24 protein-coding genes and 2 pseudogenes are annotated in these 20,223 nt (G+C 40.6%); 5 read left to right on the top strand and 21 right to left on the bottom strand.

All coding sequences use genetic code 11. The features are described from left to right. Window positions 1-221: 221 nt before the first annotated feature. A pseudogene (locus BKL51_RS12355) lies at window positions 222-483 on the bottom strand (hypothetical protein); the annotation flags it as partial. Between the two features lie 82 nt (window positions 484-565). Between BKL51_RS12355 and BKL51_RS07945 the strand changes: the two are divergent. Then, window positions 566-1,029, top strand: a pseudogene (locus BKL51_RS07945) (hypothetical protein). 69 nt (window positions 1,030-1,098) lie between these two features. Here BKL51_RS07945 and BKL51_RS07940 read toward each other — a convergent pair. From BKL51_RS07940 to BKL51_RS07925, 4 genes are read right to left on the bottom strand one after another with little or no spacing between them, the layout of a single operon-like run. After that, the gene (locus BKL51_RS07940) at window positions 1,099-1,836 is read right to left on the bottom strand and encodes an ABC transporter ATP-binding protein (protein ID WP_077466175.1); all 738 of its coding nucleotides are present in this window, start codon (window positions 1,834-1,836) and stop codon (window positions 1,099-1,101) included. Next, on the bottom strand, window positions 1,829-2,803 hold the full coding sequence (locus BKL51_RS07935) for an iron ABC transporter permease (protein ID WP_077466174.1): 975 nt from the start codon (window positions 2,801-2,803) through the stop codon (window positions 1,829-1,831). Before BKL51_RS07935 ends, BKL51_RS07940 begins: the two co-directional genes overlap by 8 nt. A 27-nt stretch (window positions 2,804-2,830) precedes the next feature. Then, entirely contained in the window at window positions 2,831-3,406 is a 576-nt protein-coding gene (locus BKL51_RS07930; protein WP_077466173.1) for a murein L,D-transpeptidase family protein, read from the bottom strand. A gap of 11 nt (window positions 3,407-3,417) precedes the next feature. Continuing rightward, window positions 3,418-4,212, bottom strand: coding sequence for a helical backbone metal receptor (locus BKL51_RS07925; protein WP_077466177.1), 795 nt, complete (start codon window positions 4,210-4,212; stop codon window positions 3,418-3,420). Window positions 4,213-4,398: 186 nt separating this feature from the next. Between BKL51_RS07925 and BKL51_RS07920 the strand changes: the two genes are divergently transcribed. Further along, window positions 4,399-4,737: a helix-hairpin-helix domain-containing protein gene (locus BKL51_RS07920; protein WP_077466172.1), complete on the top strand. Its 339-nt coding sequence runs from the start codon at window positions 4,399-4,401 to the stop codon at window positions 4,735-4,737. A 53-nt stretch (window positions 4,738-4,790) separates the two neighbouring features. Here BKL51_RS07920 and BKL51_RS07915 read toward each other — a convergent pair whose 3' ends face one another. The 13 genes from BKL51_RS07915 to tatA all read right to left on the bottom strand — a co-directional run bounded on the left by BKL51_RS07915 (window position 4,791) and on the right by tatA (window position 15,982). Beyond that, window positions 4,791-5,258: a surface-adhesin E family protein gene (locus BKL51_RS07915; RefSeq protein ID WP_077466171.1), complete on the bottom strand. Its 468-nt coding sequence runs from the start codon at window positions 5,256-5,258 to the stop codon at window positions 4,791-4,793. Between the two features lie 35 nt (window positions 5,259-5,293). After that, the gene (gene pflA, locus BKL51_RS07910) at window positions 5,294-6,034 is read right to left on the bottom strand and encodes a pyruvate formate lyase 1-activating protein (protein ID WP_077466170.1); all 741 of its coding nucleotides are present in this window, start codon (window positions 6,032-6,034) and stop codon (window positions 5,294-5,296) included. 126 nt (window positions 6,035-6,160) lie between these two features. Further along, a complete protein-coding gene (pflB, locus tag BKL51_RS07905) occupies window positions 6,161-8,473 on the bottom strand; it encodes a formate C-acetyltransferase (RefSeq protein ID WP_077466169.1) in 2,313 nt (770 codons plus the stop codon). 32 nt (window positions 8,474-8,505) lie between these two features. Continuing rightward, the gene (gene focA / locus BKL51_RS07900; RefSeq protein ID WP_077466168.1) at window positions 8,506-9,357 is read right to left on the bottom strand and encodes a formate transporter FocA; all 852 of its coding nucleotides are present in this window, start codon (window positions 9,355-9,357) and stop codon (window positions 8,506-8,508) included. A 185-nt stretch (window positions 9,358-9,542) separates the two neighbouring features. Beyond that, window positions 9,543-9,893, bottom strand: coding sequence for a 50S ribosomal protein L19 (gene rplS, locus BKL51_RS07895; protein WP_077466167.1), 351 nt, complete (start codon window positions 9,891-9,893; stop codon window positions 9,543-9,545). A gap of 24 nt (window positions 9,894-9,917) precedes the next feature. Continuing rightward, window positions 9,918-10,667 (bottom strand): tRNA (guanosine(37)-N1)-methyltransferase TrmD, encoded by a 750-nt coding sequence (gene trmD, locus BKL51_RS07890; RefSeq protein ID WP_077466166.1) that lies wholly within the window; start codon window positions 10,665-10,667, stop codon window positions 9,918-9,920. A 57-nt stretch (window positions 10,668-10,724) separates the two neighbouring features. Then, window positions 10,725-11,252 (bottom strand): ribosome maturation factor RimM, encoded by a 528-nt coding sequence (rimM, locus tag BKL51_RS07885; RefSeq protein WP_077466165.1) that lies wholly within the window; start codon window positions 11,250-11,252, stop codon window positions 10,725-10,727. 38 nt (window positions 11,253-11,290) lie between these two features. After that, window positions 11,291-11,539: a 30S ribosomal protein S16 gene (gene rpsP, locus BKL51_RS07880; protein WP_005540791.1), complete on the bottom strand. Its 249-nt coding sequence runs from the start codon at window positions 11,537-11,539 to the stop codon at window positions 11,291-11,293. Window positions 11,540-11,770: 231 nt separating this feature from the next. Beyond that, complete coding sequence (gene gdhA / locus BKL51_RS07875) at window positions 11,771-13,120, bottom strand: NADP-specific glutamate dehydrogenase (RefSeq protein WP_077466164.1); 1,350 nt, start codon at window positions 13,118-13,120, stop codon at window positions 11,771-11,773. 224 nt (window positions 13,121-13,344) lie between these two features. Further along, a complete protein-coding gene (gene hemB, locus BKL51_RS07870) occupies window positions 13,345-14,367 on the bottom strand; it encodes a porphobilinogen synthase (RefSeq protein ID WP_077466163.1) in 1,023 nt (340 codons plus the stop codon). A gap of 58 nt (window positions 14,368-14,425) precedes the next feature. After that, entirely contained in the window at window positions 14,426-15,187 is a 762-nt protein-coding gene (tatC, locus tag BKL51_RS07865) for a twin-arginine translocase subunit TatC (protein WP_077466162.1), read from the bottom strand. Between the two features lie 9 nt (window positions 15,188-15,196). Further along, the gene (tatB, locus tag BKL51_RS07860) at window positions 15,197-15,748 is read right to left on the bottom strand and encodes a Sec-independent protein translocase protein TatB (RefSeq protein ID WP_077466161.1); all 552 of its coding nucleotides are present in this window, start codon (window positions 15,746-15,748) and stop codon (window positions 15,197-15,199) included. A 3-nt stretch (window positions 15,749-15,751) separates the two neighbouring features. Further along, entirely contained in the window at window positions 15,752-15,982 is a 231-nt protein-coding gene (gene tatA / locus BKL51_RS07855; RefSeq protein WP_077466160.1) for a twin-arginine translocase TatA/TatE family subunit, read from the bottom strand. A gap of 190 nt (window positions 15,983-16,172) precedes the next feature. On the opposite strand from tatA, the gene asd reads away from it, so the two are divergent. Together asd and BKL51_RS07845 are read left to right on the top strand one after the other, a co-directional pair. Next, entirely contained in the window at window positions 16,173-17,042 is an 870-nt protein-coding gene (gene asd, locus BKL51_RS07850; protein ID WP_077466159.1) for an archaetidylserine decarboxylase, read from the top strand. Window positions 17,043-17,062: 20 nt separating this feature from the next. Then, on the top strand, window positions 17,063-17,686 hold the full coding sequence (locus tag BKL51_RS07845) for an FKBP-type peptidyl-prolyl cis-trans isomerase (RefSeq protein WP_077466158.1): 624 nt from the start codon (window positions 17,063-17,065) through the stop codon (window positions 17,684-17,686). A 65-nt stretch (window positions 17,687-17,751) separates the two neighbouring features. Here the strand turns inward: BKL51_RS07845 and BKL51_RS07840 are convergent, their stop codons facing one another. From BKL51_RS07840 to proB, 3 genes are all read right to left on the bottom strand, one after another. Beyond that, a complete protein-coding gene (locus BKL51_RS07840) occupies window positions 17,752-18,048 on the bottom strand; it encodes a hypothetical protein (protein ID WP_143530568.1) in 297 nt (98 codons plus the stop codon). Window positions 18,049-18,142: 94 nt separating this feature from the next. Then, on the bottom strand, window positions 18,143-18,490 hold the full coding sequence (locus BKL51_RS07835; RefSeq protein WP_077466156.1) for a hypothetical protein: 348 nt from the start codon (window positions 18,488-18,490) through the stop codon (window positions 18,143-18,145). A gap of 11 nt (window positions 18,491-18,501) precedes the next feature. Then, on the bottom strand, window positions 18,502-19,602 hold the full coding sequence (gene proB / locus BKL51_RS07830) for a glutamate 5-kinase (RefSeq protein ID WP_077466155.1): 1,101 nt from the start codon (window positions 19,600-19,602) through the stop codon (window positions 18,502-18,504). 117 nt (window positions 19,603-19,719) lie between these two features. Here proB and folA point away from each other — a divergent pair, with 117 nt between their 5' ends. Beyond that, window positions 19,720-20,202 carry a type 3 dihydrofolate reductase gene (folA, locus tag BKL51_RS07825; RefSeq protein ID WP_077466154.1) on the top strand — a complete coding sequence of 161 codons (483 nt, stop codon included), beginning with the start codon at window positions 19,720-19,722 and terminating at the stop codon, window positions 20,200-20,202. Window positions 20,203-20,223: the final 21 nt, after the last annotated feature.

Here is a 20,223-nt window from a genome sequence, read left to right as displayed (position 1 = left end):
GGGTTCATACAATATAGTTCTTTATATCAAACTATGTACTATAGAGTGGGGATCTACATCTATAATTTCAATACTTACATTGAACTATTTTTTCCCAAAAAGAATTATTCATACTTAGCAGCATGTATCTAGCTTCAACAAGATAACCCTATGCCAACACTTTTGATTATTTGGGTACATTAGGAAAAATGTACCAGATAACTGTAGTTTACCATCTGTATCTAGCTGCTTAACCAATCCATCACATAAACCACTTCAATTCCATTCAATATCTGTATGTTCACAGTATTCTCCTGTAATTAAGATCTTTTTATAGTTATCCTTAATATACAAAAGATTATCGATTTCGTGGGTGTTTTCGGGGATTTAAAAGGCAACTTGAATATATAAAATTTCATCAGACTTGCTAGCAATAAAGTCAGTTTCTTTGCTATCAAGTCTACCGACATCAACTGTGTACTCTCATTTTAGCAATTCAATGAAAAAACCGTCTGTTTTCTCAAACTTGCACTCTCTCCGTTTTCCGCTATCATACGCCATCTGATTTCCTATTTATTGTTTGACGATGAATAAACTTAAACAACTTTTCCTTTTTGCTACGCTCTTCGTTCTCTTTGCCTGTACCACACAACCGCTGAAGAAGCCCGTTAAAACCCGTTCCTTAAAAGAAAATATCACCCAAGCGGAGCTAAATAATCCCACCGCTTATAAACGCTATTACTATACTTGTAAAAATGCCGAAACCCAGTCCACTTCTTATTTAACAACCTATTTCCCGCTTTCGAGAGAGAGCCGTTTGAAAGAGAATTTTGGGATTTATTTTCAGTTAGATGGGGGTAAGGCAGTGTCGTTTGATCATATTGAGAGCCACGCGTTAAATACTCGTGGTTCGAGATTTGAGGTGATTTACCGTTTCTATCAGCAATTGAGAGGAGTGTTGTGGATTTAGTCGCACGCTAGCATAGTTCGACCTATTACAAACACTATCAAGGCACACAGGTGCGTTGGCTGAGTTGTAAAGAAGGTTAATCGGTCGTGTGGTTGATTTTTAAATCGGAAATCAACTTCAATTCCCCTAAAAAAACCAAGAAGTTGGCATTAGCTTTCCAACTTCTCTACACAAAATATTTCTTTTCGCACTACATCAAATTTGGCACGCACGCCAAAGGCTTTTGCAAGATTTTCAGCATTTAGCACCGCTTGCGTTTCGCCATAGGCTAATACTTTGCCTTGATCAAGCAAAATCACTTCATCGCAAAATTTATATGCCAGTGATAAATGATGGATTGCTACCACGCACGTTTGTTTAGGTGTGAGGGATTTAAGCTGTTCCATAATGTCGATTTGATAATAAGGATCGAGCGGGGCGATCGGCTCATCGGCAAGCAGTAATGGTGCCTCTTTAATGCAGCAACGTGCCAGTTGTACACGGGCTTTTTCACCGCCTGACAGTTGCTGAAAGGGCTTATCCAATAAGGCAGAAACAGAAAATCGATCTGAAACTGACCGCACTTTTTCTTTCTCTTTAGCTGGGGGAAGCGGGTAAGGTAAGCCGAGGGCGATCACGTCATAAACACAGAGATCCCAGTAAATTGCTGTATTTTGTGCCAAATAGGCAAGAGATTGGCTTTTTTCGATGGGTAGCATTTCGCTTAATTTGCAAGAGTTGAGCCAGATTTGACCGCTTGCAAGGGGTAAGATACCTGCAATGCTTTTCAATAGCGTGGATTTGCCTGCGCCGTTTGCCCCCATTATGCCGACTAATTTGCCTTGTGGGATATGGCAGCTTACATTGGTTAAGCCGTAGGGCTGGCTGACATTTTCAACCTTAATCACGGGCAAGCCTCCGTTGTTGCGTGAGCAAAATCCAAATCAACACGGGGGCGCCAATAATGGCGGTGAGCGTACCGATATAAATATGCGAGAAAAATGGAATATATTGCACACATAAATCCGCAATAAGTAGCGTTAATGCACCAATTAAGCCACTAGTTAAATAAAGCTGAGATGGTCGTTTTTTCAATAAAATACGAGCAAAATGGGGGGCAATTAAGCCGATAAACCCAATTGTGCCTGTTTGCGGAATGGTCGCGCCAACGAGCAATGCAACCCCTAGTGCGGTGAGGAAAAAGCTCCGTTTGGGGTTGATGCCCATTGTGGCGGCGGTTTCTTCGCCAAAGGTGAGAAAATCCACATAGCGGCGTTGCTGAAACAGGCAAAAAATGCCGAGTAATAGGATCGGGAGCGACCATAATAACGTCTCCGTTTTTGCCCAGACTAGCGAGCCTTGCAGCCAGCGATAGAGTTCCGCCAATGCCCAAGGGCTTTGTGCGTTGGAAAGTAGTAGCGCGATGGCTGACCCCAATAGCATATTAACCGCGACACCGCTTAAAATCATCACCGTTGAGCTTTGTTTGTGGGCGATGAAATAGACCAATGTAAAACTGGCTAATGCCCCTATCACACCGCCGAGCAACAGCAAGGTGGTGGGGAGCGAAAAATAATAAAGCAGAAAAACACTGGCGGTGGTTGAGCCGTTGGCGCTACCGAGCAAGCCGGGGCTGGCAAGGGGATTTTGAAACACGCCCTGCATTGCGTTGCCGGCTAATGCCAAACTTGCCCCGGTGATGACCGCCAGTAAAATGCGCGGCAGGCGAATGTCCCATATCACCAAGGGGCGCATATCGTTGATAATGCCTTCGGCATTGCGTAGTGCACTGAAATGATGAAGTTGGTAATTGAGAGCCAACACCACAATCAATATTAAAAGTATAAACAATAATGGGTTGAGATATTTTTTCATTTAAAGTGCGGTTATTTTTATTTACGTTTATGGGCGAATATCAATTTCAGCATTGTGTATCACTGCGTCAAATAATTCATCGATTTCCTCATTAGTTACCGCAATACACCCGTCCGTCCAGTCTTTGCGTAAATGCTGGCGACCAATATCAAAGAATTTATTTGGTAAGCCGTGAATTTTTATCAATCCGCCGGGCGATTTTCCTTGATATTGAGCATAGGCTTTATCGGCGGAATTGGGGTATGAAATACCTAAATTTTTGTGATAATGACTATTTGCATTACGTTCGTTAATACGATAAACACCTTCCGGTGTTTTTTTATCCCCTTCAAATTGTTTATGCCCCACCGGCGATTTACCAAGAGAAATCGGGTAAATTTTCACAAGCTTATCTTGATGATATGCCCACATTTGACGTTCACTTTTCATCACCACCAACCGAGTGATAGGCGTATTTTCAGGTAATGGTTGCGTATTTAAAACCTGTGGATTCGCTTCTTTTTCGCCTTTTAAAATATGCTCGGGCATCGGCTTCAGCATTGAAAAAGCCAAACCACCAATAATCACAACGAACAACAGTACAACGGAGATTATTTTCTTCATTTTCACTATCCTTAATATAAGGTTTTATGTTGGTTATAAATCAGTTCCGCCCCCTGCCACACGCCGTGATCGAAACAATAGGTGTATTTCATTGGAATACGAAAGTGCGGTCGGTTTTGAAAAAGTTTTTGTAAAATCGGATGATTAAGTAACTCTGCTTGTTGGTTATAACTTTGTTTATCTGAGATTTCAATCAGTACATTCGGTTGGGAAAACAACACTTTTTCGAGTGAAAAATTTTGTGCAGTGAACGGCGTTGTCAGTGGAGTTAACCCAAGCAAACTAAGTAAAGTAGAATATTGTGGAAAATCGCTCTCCGCTACGCCTGTATCCGAAAGCATTAAGGTATCAGTAAGAGATTGATTTAACTTAAAATTCTTTAATTGCAATGTTTTTACTAAATGTTCTGCGCGAATTTCGTTACCGGTGATTTTGCCAAGTTTCAATATCAACGCGAAAAGTTCATCAGGTGTTTGCGGGGTATTGTTAAGGGGGATAACATTTGCTCCCAGTTTTTTCAAATCATGTACAAGCTGAGGATAAAATGTTTCGTTGATAAGTATAGTTTTGTCTAAATAAGGTAATAAAGCGGCGAGCTGCGGCTCAAGGGCGGGCTTATCGGTATTAACTTTGTCTAACATCATCAACGGTTTTTTGGAGTAGGCGGACATCGCTGCGATTTGCTCCAGGCGGGCAATTTCGATTAATAAACGGTCGCTACATAGATTCAACGAAACAAATTGTTCCGCCCGTACTGTTGCCATCATCAAAAAAAGTGCGATTGAACAAACAAAAAATTTAAACATAGCATACCAATTTTGATACCAAATCAACTGCAACATTATTCATAAACAGCCGTTTTTATTTCATAAAACGTGAATTTTTCGAGCAGAATCGCAAAAGTGCGGTTGATTTCTTGTTTATTTTCATAGAAATAGAAAAAATATTGGCGTTGATTTTATCAACATTTTCATCATTAACAAGGAAACACTATGAAATTAATTAAAACCTTAATCAGCTCAATCCTTTTAGGAAGTACATTATTTAGTGCAAGCTCATTTGCAGAAGAAAAAGCTGTGGAGCCTATGGCTACACAAACCGAGATTACCGAAAATGCGCCCTCAAAAAATGTAGGTGATAAGCTCAATATCAATACGGCAACAGCAAGTGAAATTCAAAAATCCTTAACCGGTATTGGTGCGAAAAAAGCGGAAGCAATAGTACAATATCGTGAAAAACACGGAAATTTCACCACTGCCGAGCAACTGCTTGAAGTTCAGGGAATTGGCAAAGCAACTCTTGAAAAAAATCGTGATCGCTTAACTTTTTAAATCTTGAAATATTCAAAGGTCGCAGATGAGCGACCTTTTACTATCTAAATAGATTATTTACTGTAATTTACACAAATAATCTGCGCTGCATTATAAAGCGTGGTTTTGGGTGTTAAACGAATACTATATTTCTCTTGTTTTTTCGGTGCGGCACGTAGTCCCTCTCCCCAAAACTCATCATAGAAATCGGTGCGTACTTGTGTTAGGCGATAATTTTTACAATTCAAAATTTTGTATTGGCGAACAGAACGCGCATAGCGTTTCGATTCTTTTGGATAAACATATAAACCTTGGTCTAAATTAATTACTGCATCAAAATGTACTTCTTTAGGTTCTTCGTTATCAACCCAAATAGAATCCGTATCTATATAATAATTCACATCTTTCACCAACCGCACATATCCCTGACGATCTTGCGTAGGCGGCATCAGCTTAACATCCTGAAGCGCTGAGTTTTGTTGCGAGTGAATAGAACAAGCGGCCAATAACAGAATAGGAAAGGTCAAAATCAGTTTTTTCATCATTTACTCCTTAGCTTTAATGAGTTGATCTTTAATTAGAATTTAACAGTATGTCCGTAGCCCTCTAAAATTGATTTAATATGTTCCAAAGATTCACGTGTCGGCGGCATTACATCTTCAAGCTCATAATCAAAGCCGAGTGTTTTCCATTTATGCGCCCCAAGACGGTGATAAGGCAGTAGCTCAACCTTTTCAATATTTTCCATTCCCTCAATAAATTGTCCAAGTAGATGGACATCATGATCACTATCGGTGTAACCCGGAACTACCACATAGCGAATCCATGTTCTTTGCTTACGTTTTTGTAAATATTTAGCAAATTCAAGAGTTCGTTTGTTAGGTACACCGATCAAATTTTGATGAACTTGATCATTTAATTCCTTCAAATCAAGTAAAACAAGATCGGTAACATCCAATAGTTCATCAATAATGAGATTATAATGACGAACAAAACCATTGGTATCAAGACAAGTATTAATCCCCTTTTTTTTACAAGCACGAAACCAATCCCGTACAAATTCCGCCTGAAGAATCGCCTCGCCACCCGATGCCGTCACTCCGCCCCCCGTTGCATTCATAAAATGACGATAACTCACCACTTCTTTCATTAGCTCGTCAACACTGATTTCTCTACCGCCATCCAAATCCCAAGTATCTCGGTTGTGACAATATTTGCAACGCATAAGACAACCTTGCATAAATAAAATAAAACGAATGCCCGGACCGTCTACCGTACCACAAGACTCAAATGAATGAATTCTTCCTAAAACAGACATAATAAACTCACAATTAAAAATGTAGCTAAATTTTATCAGAATATACAATAATAAAAAATGAGCCCGATTTCACTCAGGCTCATTATTTCGATATTTCCGCTAAAGTGCGGTCAATTTTTTTTAATTTTACATTGTTTCCGTAAACGTACGGGTAATCACGTCTTGTTGTTGCTCTTTAGTCAAAGAGTTAAAACGCACTGCATAGCCGGACACACGAATGGTTAATTGTGGGTATTTATCCGGGTTTTCCATTGCATCCAGCAACATTTCACGGTTTAACACGTTGACATTTAAGTGTTGACCGCCTTCAACTGTTGCTTCGTGATGGAAATAACCATCCATTAAGCCCGCAAGGTTACGACGTTGTGCTTCCGCATCTTTACCTAACGCATTTGGTACGATTGAGAAAGTATAAGAAATACCATCTTTCGCATAAGCAAACGGAAGTTTAGCCACGGATGTTAATGATGCTACCGCACCTTTTTGGTCACGACCGTGCATTGGATTTGCGCCAGGTCCGAACGGTGCACCGGCACGACGACCATCAGGCGTATTACCTGTTTTCTTACCATACACCACGTTGGAGGTGATAGTAAGTACAGATTGAGTAGGTACTGCATTGCGATAAGTTTTGAGTTTTTGAATTTTCTTCATAAAACGTTCAACTAAATCACACGCAATATCATCCACACGGTTATCGTTATTACCATATTGTGGATATTCACCTTCGATTTCAAAGTCGACGGCTACGTTAGAAGCAACAACATTGCCTTCTTTATCTTTAATATCGCCACGAATTGGTTTCACTTTAGCATATTTGATTGCAGAAAGTGAGTCTGCTGCAACGGAAAGGCCGGCAATACCACACGCCATAGTGCGGAACACATCACGATCATGTAATGCCATTAATGCCGCTTCGTACGAATATTTATCATGCATATAGTGAATGATATTTAGGGCGGTTACATATTGTTTTGCTAACCAATCCATAAAACTATCCATTCGGGTCATTACAGTGTCAAAATCTAATACCTCATCTGTAATTGGTGCAGTTTTAGGACCTACTTGCATACCTAATTTTTCATCAATACCACCATTGATTGCGTATAACAAGGTTTTCGCTAGGTTAGCACGTGCACCGAAGAATTGCATTTGTTTACCGACAATCATCGGTGATACACAGCATGCAATTGCATAGTCATCGTTATTGAAGTCAGGACGCATTAAATCATCGTTTTCATACTGAACGGACGAAGTATCAATAGAAACTTTTGCACAGAAACGTTTAAAGTTTTCCGGTAATTGCTCTGACCAAAGAATAGTAAGATTCGGTTCCGGAGAAGTGCCCATGTTATAAAGGGTGTGCAAAATACGGAAGGTATTTTTGGTTACTAATGTACGACCGTCCAATCCCATACCTGCAATGGTTTCCGTTGCCCACATCGGGTCACCGGAGAATAATTGATCGTACTCAGGCGTACGTAAGAAACGTACCATACGTAGTTTCATCACTAAGTGATCAACTAATTCTTGAGCTTCCACTTCAGTGATTTTACCTGCTTTTAAGTCACGTTCGATATAAATATCGATAAAAGTAGCAGTACGACCAAATGACATTGCCGCACCATTTTGTGATTTGATCGCCGCTAAATAAGCGAAGTACATCCATTGGATCGCTTCTTGTGCGTTAGTTGCAGGATTAGAAATATCATAACCATAGCTTGCCGCCATTTGTTTCATTTGAGCAAGTGCACGATGTTGTTCTGCGATTTCTTCACGTAAGCGAATAGTTGCTTCAAGATCGACACCATTTTCAAGATTTTCTTGTAAAGATGAAAATTGAGCATATTTATCTTTCATTAAGAAATCAACACCGTAAAGTGCAACACGGCGGTAGTCACCGATAATACGACCGCGACCGTAAGCATCCGGTAAACCGGTCAACACACCCGATTTACGGCAGCGTAAAATATCCGGAGTATAAACATCAAACACACCTTGGTTGTGGGTTTTACGATATTCGGTAAAGATTTTTTTCACTTCCGGATCAAGTTCGCGACCATAAACTTTACATGAACCTTCCACCATTTTGATACCACCAAATGGCATAATTGCACGTTTTAAAGGCGCATCGGTTTGAAGACCAACGATTTTTTCTAAATCTTTGTTGATATACCCCGGTGCATGAGAAATAATCGTTGATGGTGTATGCTCATCAAAGTCTAATGGCGCATGTGTACGGTTTTCAATTTTAATCCCTTCCATAACCGTTTCCCAAAGCTTAGTTGTCGCTTCGGTCGGACCGGCTAAGAAAGAATCATCACCCTCATATGGTGTATAGTTTTTTTGAATAAAATCACGAACATTGACATTCTCTTGCCAATCACCGCCTGTAAAACCAGCCCAAGCAACTTTTTGTGCATCATTAAGTTCTGACATAGTCATTTCCTTTGTTAATTAAAAATACGATTTTAGTGGGCTTTGGTTAAAAAACGTTGAAATAAACCAATACAAAGCCCGCCCCCAATAATATTTCCCAGCGTAACCGGAATTAAATTTTTGAAGATAAATGAAGATAAAGTTAAATCCGCATAAACCACTTGTTCGATCCCTAATTGTTGCCAAAATTCAACGGAACTAAATTGCGCTGTTATAATCCCTAACGGAATCATAAACATATTCGCAACACAGTGCTCAAAACCGGAAGCAACAAATAACCCGATCGGTAAAATCATAATAAAGGCTTTGTCGGTAACGGTTTTGCCGGAATAAGACATCCATACGGCAACGCACACCATAATGTTACAGAGTATTCCCAAGTTAAAAGCTTCAAACCAAGTATGATGAATTTTATGTTGTGCGGTGTTTAAAATGGTTAAACCCCATTGACTATTTGCCGCCATCGTTTGACCGCCAAACCAAATTAATGCAACAATAATCAAACTACCTGCAAAATTACCAAAATACACGGCAACCCAATTTCGCAACATTTGTGCGGTTGAAATTTTTTTGCCTGCACGAGCAATGATCGTCAGTGTTGAAGAAGTAAATAATTCCGAACCGAGAATCACGACCATAATCACACCAATGGAAAAAACAAGGCCGCCGACTAATTTACTTAATCCCCAAGCAACGGAAGATGTGCCGGTTTGAGTCGTGGTATAAAATACAAAAGCGAGGGCAATGCAAGCACCGGCGCTAATACCAGACATAAAAGAAAGAAAAGTTTTTTTTTGCGCTTTATATGCCGCTGCATTTTCTGCAACGATAGTTGCTTCCGCAGAGCTTAACGCAACAGAAGAGGATTGATTTTCTGATGCCACTGAGTATTATCCAAATATATTTTTCGTTATCTTTGTTTGCGGCGCATTTTACTCTCTTGAATAAACTTTGCAACCGCACGACTTTACTATTTCAAAAAAATTTGATTTTTTACAAAATTTGTTAAATTTTTAGTGATTTTTTGTAACAAAAAAGGCTTGGAAATCCAAGCCTTTTCTTTGCGATATTATTCGCCCAAACGCTCTTTAATACGAGCTGATTTACCTGAACGTTCACGTAAGTAGTAAAGTTTCGCTTTACGTACTGCACCTTTACGTTTAACGGTGATTGAATCTACCGCTGGTGAGTGAGTTTGGAATACACGCTCAACACCTACGCCATTAGATACTTTGCGTAAAGTGAACGCAGAGTGCAAGCCACGGTTACGAATTGCAATAACCACGCCTTCGAATGCCTGTAAACGGCGTTTGCTACCTTCAACAACCCATACTTTAACTTCTAAAGTATCACCCGGGCGGAAACTAGGTACGTTTTGTTTTAATTGTTCTTGTTCAAGTTGTTTGATAATGTTAGACATTTTTAATCCTTTGTTATCCTAGAATTAACTGATTTTACTGTTATATTCGGCTTTCACCTGTTTTAACAGCCTACATTGTTCGTCAGTCAGAGCTAGGCTTTCTAAGAGCTCAGGGCGGCGGAGCCATGTTCGTTTTAGTGATTGTTTTAATCGCCACTTACGAATTTCTTCATGATGCCCCGACATCAGCACTGGAGGTACGGTTAGGCCTTCTAACACTTCCGGACGGGTGTAGTGTGGACAATCCAACAATCCTTCGACAAAAGAATCTTCTTCCGCCGAAGCCTGTTTGCCTAATACACCGGGAATAAAACGAGCAATTGCATCAATTAATGTCATTGCCGGTAATTCTCCGCCGGTTAAGACGTAATCCCCGACTGACCATTCCTCATCAATTTCAGACTCAATCAATCGTTCATCAATGCCTTCATAACGACCACAGACCAAAATTAATTTTCGGTTTTGCGCTAATGTCGTTACGCCGCTTTGATCAAGTTTACGTCCTTGCGGTGAAAGATAAATTACCTTCGCTCCTTCTCCCGCAACCGCTTTTGCCGCATGAATGGCATCCCGTAAAGGTTGTACCATCATCAGCATTCCCGGACCGCCACCATAAGGTCTGTCATCAACGGTTTTATGCTTATCATACGTGAAATCACGAGGATTCCAGCATTGCACCTGCAAGAGATTGTGTTTTACAGCTTTGCCGGTTACCCCAAATTCCGTAATTGCCTTAAACATTTCGGGGAATAAACTAATTATGCCAATCCACATGATTTGACCCTACTTTAGTTTAAAAACATACGGCATTACGTTTATGCATACTTGAGATTAGAAACCAGCGTCCCAATCCACTTCAATAGTTTTCGTGGTGAGATCGACTCTTTTAACTACTTGTTCATACAAAAACGGAATTAACCGCTCTTGTTTTCCGAAAGCATCTTTTGTATTTGCTTTAACCACCAAAACATCATTAGAACCGGTTTCCATCATCTCCGTTACCGTTCCCATAGTATAACCTTGAAGATTTACGACGGAACAGCCGATTAAATCATGCCAGTAATAATCGCCTTCTTCAAGCTCGGGGAAAACGGATAAATCCACACCGATTTCAATATTTGCTAAAGTCTGTGCGGACTCACGATCATCCACATCCTTCAATTTAACAATAAGTTCGTGGTTATGATGACGCCAATTTTCAAGTTTTGTTGGTTGCCACTCACCCTTAATTTTTAAAAACCAAGGCTGATAGTCAAAAATGCTTTCAGCATATTCGGTTGATGAATAAATACGCAACCACCCACGAATACCGTAAGTTGAGCCTAATTTGCCCACAACTTCAATACGTTGTTGTTCCATATTTTTCACCTATCTTTCGTTTAAAAGCGAATTACGAATTAAGCCGCTTTTTGAACTTCTTTTACCAAGCTCGCAACACGATCAGATAATGATGCGCCTTGACCTACCCAGTGGTTTACACGGTCTAAATCAATGCGAACACGTTCTGCTTTACCTTGTGCGATAGGGTTAAAGAAACCTACACGCTCAATAAAACGACCGTCACGCGGTGAACGGCTGTCAGCTACTACGATTTGATAAAATGGGCGTTTTTTAGCTCCGCCACGAGATAAACGAATGGTTACCATAACCTTCCTCTAAATGTTTGATTACTAAAAGAATATTTTCAAGTTCGAAAGCCACTTAAAAATATAACTTACTTTTTTCTCTGTATATATAGACAAAAAGCCCGAAGATTTTACACTTTTTGAGCAAAAAGGCAAGTTAAAACAACGATGGGAAAACGTAAATTCTATAAACAAAATGACCGCACTTTTAAGCGTCAAAGTGTGGTCATTTTTGTTAAACATTTTTAGAAGTTAATAAACCCCTTGTGCCAACATAGCGTCAGCCACTTTTACAAAGCCGGCAACATTTGCGCCGACAACATAATTGATGTTTTCTTGATCTTTTACCATGCCGTATTTTTTACAGTTCGCATGAATATCCAACATAATGCGGTGCAACTTGGCGTCCACTTCTTCTGCTGTCCAATATAAACGTTGAGAACTTTGTGCCATTTCCAAACCGGAGGTTGCTACTCCCCCTGCATTCGCCGCCTTACCCGGGCCGAATAATACACCTGCTTCTAAAAATGCATCTGTTGCTTCGATAGAAGTCGGCATATTCGCACCTTCCGCCACCAATTTCACGCCGTTTGCAATTAATGTTTTTGCATCGGCAATTTCAAGTTCATTTTGTGTTGCACAAGGAAGCGCAATATCCGCTTTAATTTCCCAAGGACGTTTGCCTTCCACATATTGTAAGCCGAATTGTTCCGCATAATCTTTCACTCGACCACGTTTAACATTTTTGATGTCTAAAAGTGCGGCTAATTTTTCAGCTGTAAAGCCTTCCGGATCATAGACATAACCGGATGAATCCGAGCAAGTGACAACTTTTGCACCTAACGACAAAGCTTTTTCAATAGCATATTGCGCCACATTTCCCGAGCCTGAAACGGATACCACTTTCCCTGCAAAACTATCTCCTTTTTCCGCTAACATCGCTTGAGCAAAATAAACCAAGCCGTAGCCGGTTGCTTCAGGACGAATTAAGCTGCCTCCGAACGATAAACCTCGACCGGTAAATACGCAAGCAGCCTGATTAGATAATTTTTTCATATAACCTGCAAGGTATCCCACTTCGCGAGCACCCACACCAATATCCCCGGCAGGAACATCCGTATCCGCACCGATATGGCGATACAATTCCGATATCAACGCTTGACAAAAACGCATCACTTCCGCATCAGATTTACCTTTGGGATCAAAATCCGAACCGCCTTTAGCGCCCCCCATTGGTAATGTTGTCAAAGCGTTTTTGAAAATTTGTTCAAACCCTAAAAATTTTAAGATTGAGAGATTAACGGAAGGATGGAAACGCATACCGCCTTTGTAAGGGCCGATTGCGCTATTAAATTGTACACGGAATGCACGATTTACTTGAACTTGACCTTTATCATCCGTCCATGCCACACGAAACTGAAAAGCTCGTTCCGGTTCAACCAAACGCTCTAATAATGCCTCGGAACAATACTTTGGATTGGCTTCCAAAAACGGCCAAATGGACGTAAAAACTTCATGAACCGCTTGCAAAAACTCCGGTTGGTGACCATCACGCTGTGCAACCTTCGCTAAAAACTCGTCTAAAGATGTGATTGTTGACATACTCGTTTCCCTCTTAACGTATTAATGTTGTGTTTGTTTTTTATTATTTACCACCGTTCGATGACGGAGCGAGAAATAATATGCAATGACTTATTTAATATTGCAATTATTTTTTTAAGCAAAAAATGATAAAAAAAGAAAAAATGAGAAAATATTCAATATTTTCTCATTTTTATTAAATTTCATCTAATTTCAGCAATAAAAATCACATTTTACCTAAAAGGTTATTTATCCTTTCTTTCCAAATACAACCATTCAGCTACTTGTTTGGCGAAATAAGTCAAAATGCCATCCGCCCCGGCGCGTTTAAAACAAAGTAGAGATTCCATAATGCATTCTTTTTCTTTTAACCAGCCATTTTGAATTGCCGCCATATGCATTGCATATTCACCGGACACCTGATAAGCAAAAGTCGGCACACCGAAATATTCTTTTACGCGATAAACCATATCCAAATACGGCATACCCGGTTTCACCATCACCATATCCGCGCCTTCCTGTAAATCAAAGGCGACCTCTTGCAAACCTTCATCACCGTTTGCCGGATCCAGTTGATAAGTTTTCTTATCACCGCCTTTCAGATTACCCGATGATCCGACCGCATCACGGAAAGGTCCGTAATAATTAGAGGCATATTTTGCGGAATACGCCATAATTTGCGTATTAACAAAACCGTTTTCTTCCAATGCTTGACGAATTCGCCCAATACGTCCGTCCATCATATCGCTTGGTGCAACAATATCCGCCCCGGCTTCGGCATGAGAGAGGGCTTGTTTAACTAAAACATCCGTTGTAGTATCGTTTAGCACATAGCCTTCTTCATCAATAATACCGTCTTGCCCGTGAATCGTGTAAGGATCAAGCGCCACATCCGTCAGCACACCTAATTCGGGATAAGTCGATTTTAATGCTCTTACCGCACGTTGAACCAAACCATTCGGATTGTAGGCTTCTTCTGTCATGAGGGATTTTTTGCCCGCCTCAATGACCGGAAAAAGGGAAATAACCGGCACGCCATACTTCACCAAAAGTCCGGCTTCAACTAATAATTGATCAATGGTTAAACGTTCCACACCCGGCATAGAAGGCACAGGTTCGCGGTAATTTTCGCCTTCTAAAATAAACACAGGGTAAATTAAATCATCCGCCGTCAATTTGTTTTCGGCCACTAAACGACGGCTAAAATCCTGTTTACGCAAACGGCGTAGGCGACGGGCAGGGAATCCGGTAAAAATTTGTTGGGTCATATTTCATCCTTAATTATCTGGCTGCTTAATTACAATAAGGGGGCCATGCCCCTATTCATTATTCCGATTTTTCAACCGCACTTTTTTCTTCATCATTGTCTTTCGGTTGATAAAAACGCGCCACTAATAAGCCGAGTTCAAACAATAAACACATCGGCACGGCAAGTAAGGTTTGTGAAAATATATCGGGCGGTGTCAAAATCATCCCAATAAAAAATGCCCCAACGATAACATAAGGGCGCTTTTCAGAAAGGGATTTCACCGAAGTAACGCCTGTCCAGCAAAGCAAAATAATGGCAACCGGCACTTCAAAACATATACCGAAAGCAAGGAATAATGCTAAGGCAAAATCAAGATAGCTACTAATATCCGTAGCGATAGCAACCCCTTCCGGTGCAGTTTGGGTAAAAAAACCAAATACGAACGGAAACACCACGTAGTAGGCAAATGCCACCCCACAATAGAATAGAATAGTGCTGGAAAACAGTAATGGGTAAATCATCCGTTTTTCATGCTGATATAACGCAGGGGCAACAAACGCCCAAATTTGATAAAGCAAATAAGGAACGGAAATAAACACCGCCACAATTGCAGTTAATTTAATCGGTGTGAAAAACGGTGTTTGAATATTTGTCGCAATCATTGTTGCACCTTTCGGCATAACGGCTGTTAGAGGAGCAGCGACAAAATGATAAATATCGTTTGAAAAATACACCAAAGAAAGAAATACCAAAACAACGCAAATTACACTACGTAGCAAGCGGTTTCTTAATTCGACAAGGTGGGTAATGAGGGGTTGGGATTCATCCACGTGACTCATAAAAACTCTCTATGATTGGGATTTTAACTTTGTTGGCGGCGCAACATCCATATCATCCGGCGGATAATAATCGGATAAGCGTTCGGTTAATTCCGCTTGCTCGTGCGGCTCAAGTGCGGTCAAATTCGACGCCGTTTTTTCATCCTCTTGGCTTTCCACAGGCACTTCCTCAGGGGTAGGCGACTCCGTAAATTTATCCCTATTTTCAGCCGCACTTTTAATTTCTTTAATTTGCTCTTCTACCGTTGTACCGGCCTCTGCCGCTTTACTTTCCAGTTCGGCACGCATTTTATCCGCTTGCGCTTTTAACTCTTCAACGGTTTTACTTAGCTCGGGAGAAAGCGTTTGCAAATTCAAAGCCTCCGCCTTCTTAATACTATCCTGCAATTCTTGTAATTTCAGTTCTTGTTTTAATTCATTTTGAACATTGGCGGCTAATCCGCGAATGGTTTTTACCCAGCCCATAACGGTTCTGATCGCCACAGGCAAACGCTTAGGCCCCAGCACGACCAGCCCCACGATCATTAATAAAACAAGTTCGGAAAAACCAACATCAAACACGGCTTATACCTGTTCTTTTTCTTTTACTGTCTCAGTTTTTGCTGCTGCAGTATTGTTATCAATAGACTTAAACTCTGCATCCTTGTTTTTTGGCTCATCATCTTGCATCGCTTTTTTAAAACCTTTTACCGCAGCACCAAGATCAGAACCTGCATTTCTTAATTTTTTCGTACCGAAAACCAACAAAATCACCACTAATAAAATGATCATTTGTGCAGGGGATAAACCAAACATAATAAAACTCCGTTCTAAAAATGAAAATTTGGGGCTGAATATACTCTTTTTGATTTCGTTGAACAATAGCTAAGGGGGATTATTTTCTGATCTAACGCAAAGTGCGGTAGTTTTTTTCTATAAATTTAAAAGTTGGAAGAACGGCAAAAGTTGCTATAATCACCCCTCATTTTTTATGAGGAAAACAAGTATGAACTCAATTTCTTACTGGCAACGCCTGAAAATCGCTTTTCAATATGTAATGCCTCAACTTTATTTAACTCAATTTGCCGGTTGGTTTGCAAAGCAAAAATGGGGAGCCGTGACACATCTTGCCGTTAAAGCTTTTGCCAAAAAATACAACATTGATATGAGTATTGCGCAAAAGGAGCAATTTAATGAGTACAACAGTTTCAACGAATTTTTTACTCGTCCCTTAAAAGATAACGCTCGCCCAATTAACCAAAATCCGACCGCACTTTGCCTACCGGCAGACGGCCGTATTAGCGAATGCGGTCGTATTGACGACAACCGTTTATTACAGGCAAAAGGTCATTTTTTCAGTTTAGAAGATCTCTTAGCAGAGGATAAAGAATTGGTCGAAACCTTTAAAAACGGGGAGTTTGCCACCACTTACCTCTCACCTCGTGATTATCACCGTGTACACATGCCCTGTGATGCGACGCTTCGTAAAATGATTTACGTGCCGGGCGATTTATTTTCGGTGAATCCGTTTTTAGCCCGACACGTACCAAATTTATTCGCCCGTAACGAGCGTCTTATTTGTGTCTTTGATACGGCATTCGGCACGATGGTACAAATTCTTGTGGGCGCAACCATTACCGCCAGTATCGGCACAACTTGGGCGGGAATAATTAATCCGCCGCGCCATAATGACGTGAAAACTTGGACTTATGAGGGTGAAAGTGCGGTTAAATTTACCAAAGGTCAAGAAATGGGCTGGTTTCAACTCGGCTCGACCGTCATCAATTTATTTCAAGAAAATCAAGTGCGTTTAGCCTCTCACCTCAGTGAAGGTGAACCGGTGCGCATGGGTGAAATTTTGGCATATAAAAATTAATTTTTAACTAAGGAAAACACATGAATTTTGAACAAATTAAATTAGAAAACCTTTCTGAAAAAGGAAGCTACGGTATTGGTTTACAGATCGGCCAGCAATTACTTGAAAGCCAAATGGAGATTACCGTAGGGGCTCTTGCAAAGGGCATTTTCGATGCGTTAAATCACAATCAACCTGCCTTAGACATTAATGATTTAATGCTTTCCGTGCAACAACTTCAGCAACAAGCAGCAGAAGCACAACAAGCTCAATTCAAAGCTATTGAAGAAGAAGGGAAAGCCTTTTTAGCGGAAAATGCAAAAAAATCCAGTGTAACCGTCACCGACAGCGGACTTCAATATGAAATCATCACCGAAGGTACGGGTGCAAAACCATCGGCAACCGATAAAGTTCGCGTTCACTATACCGGTACGTTACCAAACGGAACCGTGTTTGATAGTTCGGTATCACGCGGTCAACCGGCGGAATTTCCGGTAAACGGTGTGATTCGCGGCTGGGTCGAAGCATTACAAATGATGCCGGTAGGATCTAAATGGAAACTTACGATTCCACACGAATTAGCCTACGGTGAACGGGGCGCAGGTGCTTCTATCCCACCATTCTCTACCCTTGTATTTGAAGTGGAATTATTGGATATTCTTTAATTCTCAATAACAAAAAGATAAAAAGTGCGGTTGAAATTCAGCGCACTTTTTTATTCTTCGTCTTTTTAACGATATCTGTTGCGTCCCCCATTACCCGAACTAAATCCGTCAAACCATGCGCTACGTTGCGTACTTGTCATCCCGTCACAATATTGAATACGTTGATTTAATTGACTTTGACTGTACTTGGCATAATCCTTTCCCACACGATAGCCATCCAAATACCAATCATCCACATCATGACAAACAATGGTGTTAAGGCGCTTTTCATATTGATTGACTGAAATAAGCGAACGTGTGGAATGTTGCACACAAGCGAATAAAGCTAAAATCATCGACGCAAGCATTAATTTTTTCATCATTTACTTCCTTAAATAAAAACACAAATTGAGGACAACATTTTTAAACAAAAAGTGCGGTCAAAAATTTATGTGATTTTCTGACCGCACTTGAATACTAAACTCGAGCTTGTTTTTTTCGTTTTTTCTTCCCTTGTTTTTTCTGAACCGGTGCACCTTTTTTGTAGCCCTGCATCCATGCTGATTTCAACCCATTAGAAACGCCACCGTACTGTTGGCAGTAACTAATACGCTGCCGCAATAAACTTTGTTGATAGGCGCTGAACGTTTTTCCCACTCTAAAACCGTCTAAATACCAATCATCGGCATCATTACAATCGACTGTATTTAGGCGTTTTGTTGATGCATTCACACTAAAGGGAGAACGTCCCGTCTGACCGCTATCTGCCAACACATTTAACGTAAAAAAACCGCATAATAAACTAAAAATAAAAACTTTTTTCACAACTACATCCTTTATAAAATAATCATATCATCACGGTGAAGCGCAACTGCGCCATATTCATAGCCCAAAATCGCTTCAATATCTTGCGATTTTTTTCCCATAATGAGTAACAAAGCATCATTGTTATAACGTGGCATTCCGAGCGCAATTGCCTTGCCCGCCCGATTGCGAATTTTCACGACTTCGCCACGGGAAAAACGCCCCTCCACAGCAATAATACCCGCCGGTAAAAGTGATTTATTTTGAGCAAGCATCGCTTGTTCCGCACCTTCATCAATGGTGATCGCACCGGCTGAAGGTGCGGCAAACAGCCATTGCTTGCGACTTTCTAAACGATCTGTATGATGGGCGGTAAACTTCGTACCAATATCCTGCTCATGTGCCAAATCCACAATCACATTTGAACGGTTACCCGGTGCAATAATCGTTTCAATGCCGGAGCGTGTTGCTACATCTGCTGCGATGATTTTCGTACTCATCCCCCCGGTGCCAAGATTCGTACCGCTGCCACCGGCAATCGAACGAATATGATCGGTGATTTTATCCACCACCGGAATAAGTTTTGCATTGGGATTTTTGCGCGGATCACTATCAAATAAACCTTGTTGATCCGTTAATAAATAAAGCTGTTCCGCTTGCACCAAAATTGCCACCAATGCAGACAAATTATCATTATCCCCCACTTTAATTTCAGCTGTCGCCACCGCATCGTTTTCGTTAATCACAGGAATGATTCGATTATTCAGTAATGCGTGCAAGGTATCGCGCGCATTAAGAAAACGCTCGCGATCTTCAATATCCGCACGAGTCAGTAAAATTTGACCGATATGAATGTCATAAATCGCAAACAATTTTTCCCATGCTTGAATGAGCTGGCTTTGTCCCACGGCGGCAAGTAATTGTTTCGATGCAATGGTTGGCGGTAATTGCGGGTGGTTCAAATAATGACGACCCGCAGCAATGGCGCCGGAGGTAACAATCACAATACGAAAGCCTTCATGGTGAAGTTGTGCAATTTGTCGCACAATTTCCATCATATGCGGAGAGTTTAATTTGGGTGAACCTTGAGTTAAAGTGCTGGTACCGAACTTCACAACAATGGTTTTATTCATTTTATTAACCCTTTTTAATATCAAAAATGCCGCATACGTTAGCACTAAACTCATCAAAAAGCATTAAATTTATATTGTGCTGTGATATATTGTTCAGCAATTCAACAAGGAGCTTTTATGACATTCAGTTTAATTGTCGCAACAACTCTTAACCATGTAATCGGTAAAGACAACCAAATGCCTTGGCACTTACCAGCCGATTTAGCATGGTTTCGCAGAAATACCACGGGAAAACCTGTCATTATGGGGCGTAAAACCTTCGAGAGCATTGGTCGCCCTCTCCCCAAACGAGTAAATATTGTGCTTTCGCGCAAACCTTTTGAACAGGAGGGCGTCATCTGGAAAAACAGCCTTGAAAGTGCGGTTGATTTTGTCAGAGATTCTGAGGAAATTATGCTAATTGGCGGCGGTGAACTGTTTAAGCAATATTTATCCCAAGCGGATAAACTCTATTTAACCCAAATTCAAGCAGAAATTGAGGGCGATACCTTTTTCCCTGAATTAAATTGGGATGAATGGAACATTGAATTTGAAGAATATCGAGAAAAAGACGAGAACAATCCTTATAATTGTCGGTTTTTAGTTTTAAACAGAAAATAACAAATAAAATTTAGGATAAAT

The sequence above is a fragment of the Rodentibacter sp. Ppn85 genome (assembly GCF_001999335.1).
GTDB lineage: Bacteria > Pseudomonadota > Gammaproteobacteria > Enterobacterales > Pasteurellaceae > Rodentibacter.
This window is presented reverse-complemented; position numbering and strand designations above follow the sequence as displayed.

Coding starts and splice junctions, on each gene's coding strand:
- tatC (WP_077466162.1), bottom strand. CDS start 15,187: ATGAGTCACGTGGATGAATCCCAACCCCTCATTACCCACCTTGTCGAA.
- hemB (WP_077466163.1), bottom strand. CDS start 14,367: ATGACCCAACAAATTTTTACCGGATTCCCTGCCCGTCGCCTACGCCGT.
- trmD (WP_077466166.1), bottom strand. CDS start 10,667: ATGTGGATTGGCATAATTAGTTTATTCCCCGAAATGTTTAAGGCAATT.
- BKL51_RS07925 (WP_077466177.1), bottom strand. CDS start 4,212: ATGTTTAAATTTTTTGTTTGTTCAATCGCACTTTTTTTGATGATGGCA.
- asd (WP_077466159.1), top strand. CDS start 16,173: ATGAACTCAATTTCTTACTGGCAACGCCTGAAAATCGCTTTTCAATAT.
- pflA (WP_077466170.1), bottom strand. CDS start 6,034: ATGTCTGTTTTAGGAAGAATTCATTCATTTGAGTCTTGTGGTACGGTA.
- BKL51_RS07935 (WP_077466174.1), bottom strand. CDS start 2,803: ATGAAAAAATATCTCAACCCATTATTGTTTATACTTTTAATATTGATT.
- rplS (WP_077466167.1), bottom strand. CDS start 9,893: ATGTCTAACATTATCAAACAACTTGAACAAGAACAATTAAAACAAAAC.
- BKL51_RS07840 (WP_143530568.1), bottom strand. CDS start 18,048: ATGATGAAAAAATTAATGCTTGCGTCGATGATTTTAGCTTTATTCGCT.
- gdhA (WP_077466164.1), bottom strand. CDS start 13,120: ATGTCAACAATCACATCTTTAGACGAGTTTTTAGCGAAGGTTGCACAG.
- BKL51_RS07915 (WP_077466171.1), bottom strand. CDS start 5,258: ATGAAAAAACTGATTTTGACCTTTCCTATTCTGTTATTGGCCGCTTGT.
- pflB (WP_077466169.1), bottom strand. CDS start 8,473: ATGTCAGAACTTAATGATGCACAAAAAGTTGCTTGGGCTGGTTTTACA.
- BKL51_RS07845 (WP_077466158.1), top strand. CDS start 17,063: ATGAATTTTGAACAAATTAAATTAGAAAACCTTTCTGAAAAAGGAAGC.
- folA (WP_077466154.1), top strand. CDS start 19,720: ATGACATTCAGTTTAATTGTCGCAACAACTCTTAACCATGTAATCGGT.
- BKL51_RS07930 (WP_077466173.1), bottom strand. CDS start 3,406: ATGAAGAAAATAATCTCCGTTGTACTGTTGTTCGTTGTGATTATTGGT.
- rimM (WP_077466165.1), bottom strand. CDS start 11,252: ATGGAACAACAACGTATTGAAGTTGTGGGCAAATTAGGCTCAACTTAC.
- tatA (WP_077466160.1), bottom strand. CDS start 15,982: ATGTTTGGTTTATCCCCTGCACAAATGATCATTTTATTAGTGGTGATT.
- proB (WP_077466155.1), bottom strand. CDS start 19,602: ATGAATAAAACCATTGTTGTGAAGTTCGGTACCAGCACTTTAACTCAA.
- rpsP (WP_005540791.1), bottom strand. CDS start 11,539: ATGGTAACCATTCGTTTATCTCGTGGCGGAGCTAAAAAACGCCCATTT.
- BKL51_RS07920 (WP_077466172.1), top strand. CDS start 4,399: ATGAAATTAATTAAAACCTTAATCAGCTCAATCCTTTTAGGAAGTACA.